Origin of the sequence: Dokdonella sp. (genome assembly GCF_051958935.1) — a bacterium.
Lineage (GTDB): Bacteria > Pseudomonadota > Gammaproteobacteria > Xanthomonadales > Rhodanobacteraceae > Dokdonella_A.
Genome location: NZ_JBQCFP010000034.1, coordinates 1 through 7,511, shown reverse-complemented (window position 1 = coordinate 7,511; position 7,511 = coordinate 1). Strand labels below are relative to the sequence as shown.

At 70.2% G+C, this 7,511-nt stretch carries 3 protein-coding genes; 1 reads left to right on the top strand and 2 read right to left on the bottom strand.

Annotation, left to right across the window (positions count from 1 at the left end; translation table 11 throughout):
* Together ACTHK2_RS03550 and ACTHK2_RS03545 are read right to left on the bottom strand one after the other, a co-directional pair.
* The coding region (locus ACTHK2_RS03550) for a proprotein convertase P-domain-containing protein (protein WP_440244317.1) at nt 1-2,801 on the bottom strand (2,801 nt) is incomplete at its 3' end.
* A gap of 314 nt (nt 2,802-3,115) precedes the next feature.
* The gene (locus ACTHK2_RS03545) at nt 3,116-6,682 is read right to left on the bottom strand and encodes a two-component regulator propeller domain-containing protein (protein WP_440244316.1); all 3,567 of its coding nucleotides are present in this window, start codon (nt 6,680-6,682) and stop codon (nt 3,116-3,118) included.
* A gap of 231 nt (nt 6,683-6,913) precedes the next feature.
* Between ACTHK2_RS03545 and ACTHK2_RS03540 the strand changes: the two genes are divergently transcribed.
* A partial coding sequence (locus ACTHK2_RS03540; protein ID WP_440244315.1) for a GTPase occupies nt 6,914-7,511 on the top strand: 598 nt, incomplete at its 3' end.

Sequence of the window (7,511 nt, the reverse complement as noted above, 5' to 3'; positions counted from 1 at the left end):
CCGCTCGGGAACGTGAACGCTCCGTTGGCGGCGACTGGCAGCGTCTGCGCACCGGAGTTGAGCGACAGCACGAGGCCGCTGCCGGTGAGGCCACCCACCGTGCCACCGACCGTGAACGTGGTCGGGCCGCCGCTGGTCGCGGGCACGAGGCACCACTGGTCGAGCGTGCCGGTGTCCGAACCCGCGTTGTCGGACACGTTGAGCACCCACGAACCCGCGAGCGTCTGGCCGTTGAACGGCGTCGCGAGCGGATTGTTCGGCTTGACGTTGCCCGACAGCGCCGGCGGCGTGCCGTTGCACTGGTTCTCCACCAACGTCGCCGAGCCGTCGTCGATGATGACGTCGATGTTGTCGCTCGAGCAGCCGTTGGTCGAAGCGGGCACGCCCGGACGATCGATCACGATCGAGGACGCGGGGCTCTTGGTCAGGGTGAACTTGAGATCGCCGACCCAGGTGTGGGTCGCCTTGATCACGAGCTTGAGGTCGGTCAGCGTCGCACCGGACGGATCCGTGACGACCAGCGTGTCGTTGACGCCGGATGCATTGGCGTCGGGGATCGCGAGCGCCGGCGTGCGGCAGATCAGGTTCGCGGTGGTGAAGCTGAAGGCCGGCGACGCCGTGCCCGTGCCGCAGGCATTGGTCGGCGTCACGCGCCAGAAGTACGTCGTGTTGCCGGAAAGGTCCGTCGCCGGCGTGAACGTCGTGCCGGTCACGGTCTGGGTCAGCACGATCGAGCCGAAGCCCGCATCGGTCGCAACGTCGAGCTTGTACGACTCGGTATTGCTGCCGGTCCAGCTGAAAGTCGGGCGCAGCGCCACGCCATTCACGCCATTCGCCGGTGCCGTCAAGGTCGGCGCACCCGGCGCCGTCGCGAACACGGTCATGTTGATGCTCGCCGACTGGTTCGACGCGCCGCTCGCGGTGCCGTTGACGGTCATCGCGTAGGTGCCCGAGGCGACGCCGGTCGTATTGATCGACAACGCGCTGGAACCACCCGCGGCGACCGGATTGGGCACGAACGTGCCGCTGCTCGGCGCCGGATTGCCGGCGAGCGCGAGCGTGACCGAACCGCTGAAGCCGGACGTGGAGCCGACGGCGATCGCGTACGCGGCGGGCGTGCCCGCGCAGACCGAGGTGCTGGCCGGGGTCGGGCTGAGGCTGAAGCCGGGCGCCTGGCTGCAGCTCGGGAACTTGAAGCTGCCGATGCGCGTTTTCCAGCCGAACGAACCGGTCGTCGCGTAGTACTCGCTGGTGAACCAGAACGTGCAGTCGTCGACCGGATCGACGGTAAGGTCGCTGTAGTCGCCCCAGCGGCCATTGGTGCCCGTCTGGTGGCCGGTGCCGTCGAACAGGTGCGCTTCGGCCTGCGGCAGCGTGCCGAGCGGATCGCCGGAGAGGCGGCCGGCGTAGCGCAGCTGCGGATTGATCGTCGGGCTCGACGCGCTGTAGCCGAGCGCGATGTTGCCGTTGGTGTCCATCGCGATGCTGCCCATCCAGCGCCAGTCGGTATCGGGCTGGTAGGTACCTTCCTGGAACACGGTCGGCGTGCCGCTCGTCGCATTGCGGATTTCGAACCAGCGCACGCCCGTCACCGCGTTCGACTGCACGGTGTAGTTGCCGAGCAGCGATTCGTGGCCGTTGATGTTGCGGTAGGCGAGGCGGAACATCAGGCGGTCGGCGATGCCGTCGAGGCGATCGGCGGCCACGTTGCCGATCTGCGGCACGCAGTTGCGCCCGGTCGTGCACGCCGCGGTGAACCCGGCCGCGGTCGGACTGCCTGCGACAGACGTGAAGGTGGAGTTCGCCGGCGTCGTGAAGTCGGCGTGGAACCGGTACATGTCGTACTTGCCCGAATCCGGGAACAGCACGAACGGATTGGGCGCGCCCGCAGGCGGCAACGTGGACCCGTCGAGGTCGGCCGGCAGGAACGGCGCGAACGTGTTGCCGAGCGGCGCCGCCGTCGAGATGAAGGTCGTGACCGGCGCGCCGGCCAGCATCTTCGCACGATCGAACGCGTAAGGCTGCGGGCCGAGATAGGCGGTGCCCGCGGCGTTGAACACGTTCATGCTCATGTAGTAGCCGTCAGGCCACACGCCCAGGTGCGGGTAGTCGTAGAAATTCGAGCCGAGGTGGAAGCCGTACCGGTTGTACGTGCCGGTCGCATCCGAGGTCGTCGACACCGCGATGCACTCGTCCGTGATGTTCGAACTCGCGCTCGCGAACTGGCTGATCACCCAGCGGTTCGCGATCTGGTCGTACAACACGACCGGGTCGCCATGGCCATTGTTCTCGCACACGCCACCGAAGCCGGACCAGAACGACGCGGTGCTGACCGGACCGAGCACCGAGGCGCCGGTGGTCTTGTTGAACACCTGCACGCCGCCGTTGGTCATCTGTACGTATTGCGTGGCGCCCACTTCGCCATCGGTATCCGGCGGCGCGCAGCCGCAACCATTGGGCTGCCCGTCGAAGCTGAGGATCGGCAAGGGCATCATCGAGATCGGCGACATCATGTTCTGCACGACCGGGTCGACGCTGTCGACGTGCCGTACCGGGAAGCCCCACGCCGGATTCTCGGCCGCCTCCTCGGCAGCCTCCTCCATGTTGTGCTCGCGCCAGTTGGTGCTCATGATGTACAGCGGCATCGAAACGTCGCTGTGGTACGACACGCCGACCTGCATCTGGCCGGCGACCTGCTCGTCTTTCGTCTGCGACTCCGCAGCCTGAATGCCGGCGGACCACGCCAGCCCGAGCACGACCAGGGTCGCACTCGCCAAACGACAGTGCTTCGACAACGTCATGGAACTCTCCCCGAATGCAACCGGTCTCCGCCAACGCGGATCCCGTCCGACCGGGCCGAAGCCCGGCAGCCCCGCGCGCTCACGCGCACGCAAATGTGCACGGCGATGCTGCATGCCGTGCATGAAACGTGAGATTGCCCCCTGCAGTGGCCGCCGTCAGTCGCCCGGACCCGACGCAGCTGGTTCCAGAGATTCAACGTCACATCCGTCCCGAGGCGGACTCTAGACCGGTCTGGTCGCCCGAGCAAGCGGCCGGGCGCCGGACGTACCCGGTGGAAGTCGCATTTCGCGCGGCGCGGAAAATACGGTGAAGCTCAGCGCCGATTCGCGACCGCGGCGATGATGGCTTCGGCGAGCATCGCGCTCGTCAGTGGCTTGCGCAGCAAGGTGTCCATGCCGGCGGCACGGATCTTCGCGTCCTCGTCGCCGACCGAGCGCGCGGTGACGGCGACCAGCGGCAGCGTCGCGTGCCCTTTCGAGCGCAGCAGCCGCGCGAGCTGCAAGCCGTCGATGCCCGGCAGGTCGAGGTCGACCAGCGCGAGGTCGTACCGGCGGGTTTCCAGCGCGGCCAGCGCGGCGAGTCCATTGACGACGTGCGAAGCGCGATGGCCGAGGCGCCCGAGGAGGCCAGTGACGACCTCGGCGACGGTCTCGTCGTCCTCCACCAGCAGTACGTCGAGCGCGGCCGGCGCCGGCGTGGGCGCGGCCGCCGCGGCCGCTCGGGTGTGCTCGGTCGGCGCCTCGTAGATCGGCAGGTCCACGTCGAACGTGGTGCCTTCGCCGAGCCGGCTCGAGACCGAGATCGTGCCTCCCATGAGCACGGTCAGCTCGCGGCAGATCGCAAGGCCGAGGCCGCTGCCGCCGTGCCGGCGCGTGACGCCGGCGGCCTGTTCGAAACGGTTGAACAGGCGCGCCTGCAGCTCGTCCGCCATGCCGGGGCCGGTGTCGGTCACGCGAAAGCGCAGGCGGTCGCCATAGCGCATGAGCGCGAGTTCGACGCCGCCGTGTTCGGTGAACTTGAGCGCGTTGCTGAGCAGGTTGAGGAGGATCTGGCGGATCCTGAGCGCGTCGCCCCAGACCTTCTCCGGCACCGCCTCGGCGACGCGCAGCGCGAGCGCGACGCCCTTGCCTTGCGCGACCGGTTGCTCGAGCTCGACCACTTCACGACCGAGCGCGACCGGGTCGAACGGCTGGTCCTCGAGCACGAACTTGCCGGCGTCGATGCGCGCGATGTCGAGGCTGTCGTTGACCAGGCGCAGCAGCATCTGCCCCGACTGGTGGATCGCCTGCGCGTAGCCGCGCTGGCGCTCGTCGAGTGGCGTGCCGAGCAGGAGTTCGCTCATGCCGAGCACGCCGGTCATCGGCGTGCGGATTTCGTGGCCCATGGTGGCGAGGAAGGCCGACTTCGCCTCCGACACCTGTTCGGCGGCGCGGCGGCGTTCCTCGCCGAGGGCGAGCGCATGACGGCGGCGCACGCGCTGGCGATAGCTGCGCAGCACGAGCAGCGCCGCCGCGAAGGCGACCAGCAGGTAGATGAAGTACGCCGCCGGCGTCGCCCATGGTGCGCGCGCGACGCGCACCACGAGCGGCGGTTCGAGTTCGGCGCTCGCGCCGGCCGCGCTCGTCGCGCCCACGCGCAGGCGGTATTCGCCCGCGGGCAGCTGCGACCAGATGCGCTCGCCGCGGTCGGTGTCGATCCAGTCCTGGTCGAAGCCCGCGAGCTGGAACCGGTAGCGATTCGCCGATGCATTGGCATAGCTGAGTGCGCGCGCCACCACGTGCAGGTCGACGTCGCCGCGCTCGAGTTCGATCGGCCGGGCGGGATCGAGCGCGACGGTCGCGCCGTTGCGCTGCACGTCGAGCGCGGTCACGAGCAGGTGCGGCGGCGGCGCGTCGAAGCGGAGCGCGGCGGGATCGAACGCGACGAGGCCACCGAGGGTGCCCGCGAACAGCGTCCCGTCCGCGGCCTGGGTGAGCGCGCCGGCAATGAATTCCTGGCTCGGCAGTCCGTCGCGCGCATCGAAGCGGCGGATCTTCCTGCTGGCCGGGTCCGCGCGCCACAGTCCGCGCGGCGAGGTCACCCAAAGCGAACCGTCGGCGGCGACGGCGAGCGCATGCGCCTGCAGCGTCGGCCAGCCCTTGGCCGCATCGAACCGCTGCTGCACGAGCATCGTGCCGCCGTCGACGACGTAGCTTTCGAGCATGCCCAGCCGATGCAGCCACAAGGTACCGTCCGGCGCGAAGGCGAGTGCGTGGATGCGTTCCTTCGGCCCGCCCGCGACTCGCTCGAACACGTCGCGTTCGGGCACGTGGCGCTCGACCCCGCTCGCGGTGGCGATCCACGGATCGCCATGCGCGTCGAGCGCGAGCGCCGTGATGTCGGCGTCGCCGAGATCGTGCGTCGCCGGCGTGTAGCGGCGCACGACGCGCGGCGGCTCGCCGGCAATGCGTGCGACACCGCCGCCGCGCACGCTCACCCAGACGCTGCCGTCGCGAGCGCGCGCGAGCTGGTCGATCGTGCCTTGCGGCAGTGCATCGGCGCGCGCGACGTCGACCGGGAAATCCGCCATCGCGAGCGTGTCGAGGGTGTAACGGCGCAGTTCGGCGCGCTGGCCGACCCACAGGTGGCGTTCGTCGGCGAGCAGGGTCTCGATGCGCTTGGCCGGCAGGTCCAGGCGCGGGCCCCAGCGTTCGAGCACGCCACTCGTGCGATCGATGCGATCGACGCCGTCGCTGCCGCTCGCGACCCATATCGCGCGATCGCCATCGACCGCGACCGCCTTCACGCGCGCGCGGGTCAGCGTCGACGCATCGCCGGGCGCGTGACGGAACGAGGCGAAGTTGTCCCAATGGGGCGGCAGGCGCGCGATGCCGCCGTCATGGACGGCGAACCAGAGGCCGCCCTCGCGGTCGCGGAAGATGTCCATCGTGCGCGTGCCCGGATATGCGCCGGGCGCGGCTTCTTCCGTGCTGTAACGCGTAAGGCCGCGTGCATCGAGGCGCGCGATGCCGGTGAGCTGGCCGAGCCACAGCGCGCCGTCGGCGTCGCGTGCGAGCGCCGAAACCATCAGCGCGGGCGTCGAGGTCGCGACCTCCTCGCGGTAGCGCAGGTCGCCGTCGACACGGAACAGGCCTTTGCGCGTGCCGACGAGCATGCTGCCATCCGCCTCGGACAGGAAGCTCATGATGATCGGCGGTCCCGGCCGGTCGGCCATCGGCGGCAGTTCGACGTGGACGAGGCGGCCCTCGGCGTCGCGCACGTCGAGGCCTTCATCGGTACCGATCCACAACCTGGCCTGCGCGTCGCCGAGCAAGGCGTAGACATTGCTCGAGCGCAGGCTCGCCGGATCCTCGGCGTCGTGGTCGACGCGCGTGAAACTGCCGTCCGCTTCGAGCCGGTTGAGGCCGCCGAGATAGGTGCCGACCCAGATCGCGCCGGACGCATCCTGCTCGATCGAGAAGAGGTCGTTGCTGCCGAGCGTCGACAGATCGTTCGGCCGGTGCATCCAGTGGCGGAAGCTGCGTCCGTCCGGTTCGAGCCGGTTGAGCCCCGACGCCTCGCCGCCGCACCAGAGGCGGCCGTCGCGGTCGACCAGCAGCGCGGAGATGTCGTTGGAAGTGAGCGAAGCGGGGTTGGTCGGATCGTGCCGGTAAACCTCGAAGCCGACCCCGTCGTAGCGCGCGAGGCCGTCCTGGGTGCCGATCCAGAGGAAGCCGTCGTGGTCCTGCACGATCTTGTAGACGAGGCTCGACGGCACGCCGTCGGCGACGCCGAGCGAGACGAACTGCGGCGGCGCCGGCGGCGGCGCGGCGTGCGCGAGCGCGGCCAGCGCGGCGAATCCGAGAAGCAAAGCGTGCGAACGACCCGACCAGCGGCGCATGAACCCTCCCTCGCCGATACTGCCATGTGCGCTCGCAAAATCCCAAAAATGCCTGTTCCGCGGAGGTCGAGGAACCCGGCCGGAGCATCGCGGGGCGGATCAAGGCGCGAGGCGGCGGATCCGCCGCAAGCCCGCCGTCGACCGATCCGCCGCCTTCGACTCCCGCCTGCGGCGTGCGCGCGGATGGCTGCTCGCCGCAGCGAATCCTGCGGAGCGGGTACGATGCAGGCAATGCCACGCTCCCGCCTGCCCCTGCGCCTCGTGTTGTTCGCCGCGCTCGCGCTCGGCGCCGCGCTGCTGCTCGGCCTCGTCGTGATGACGCTCAATGGCCTGCTCGAGTTCTACCAGCGCCTGGTCGAACTGCCGCCGTGGCTGCGCATCCCGCTGGTCGCCTTCGCGGCCGCGTTCGCCGGCGTCCTCGGCGGGTTGCTGGGGCGGCTCGCGCGGCCGGCGCGCCACCCGGCGGCGACGCCGGCCGGCCCGCCGGTGTCGCGGGCCGAGATCGACGTGCGCATCGGCCGCCTGCGCGAGCGCGCGGTCGAAACGGCCTCGCTCGAAGCGGAACTCGCCGAACTCGATCGCCGCCGCGCGAGCGGCGAGCTGTACGAGGCGCTGTTCGGCGAGATCTCCACCGGCAAGTCGAGCCTGATCCGCGCGCTCGCGCCCGAAGCGGCCCCGGAAATCGACGTGCGCGGCGGCACGACGCGCCATGTCGCCCATCATCGCGGCCGCCTCGCGGACGGCCGCGACCTCGTCCTCGCCGCCGTGCCCGGCACGGGCGAGGTCGACGGCGCCGTGCACGCACAGCTCGCCCGCGACGAGGCGCTGC

Coding starts and splice junctions, on each gene's coding strand:
- ACTHK2_RS03545 (WP_440244316.1), bottom strand. CDS start 6,682: ATGCGCCGCTGGTCGGGTCGTTCGCACGCTTTGCTTCTCGGATTCGCC.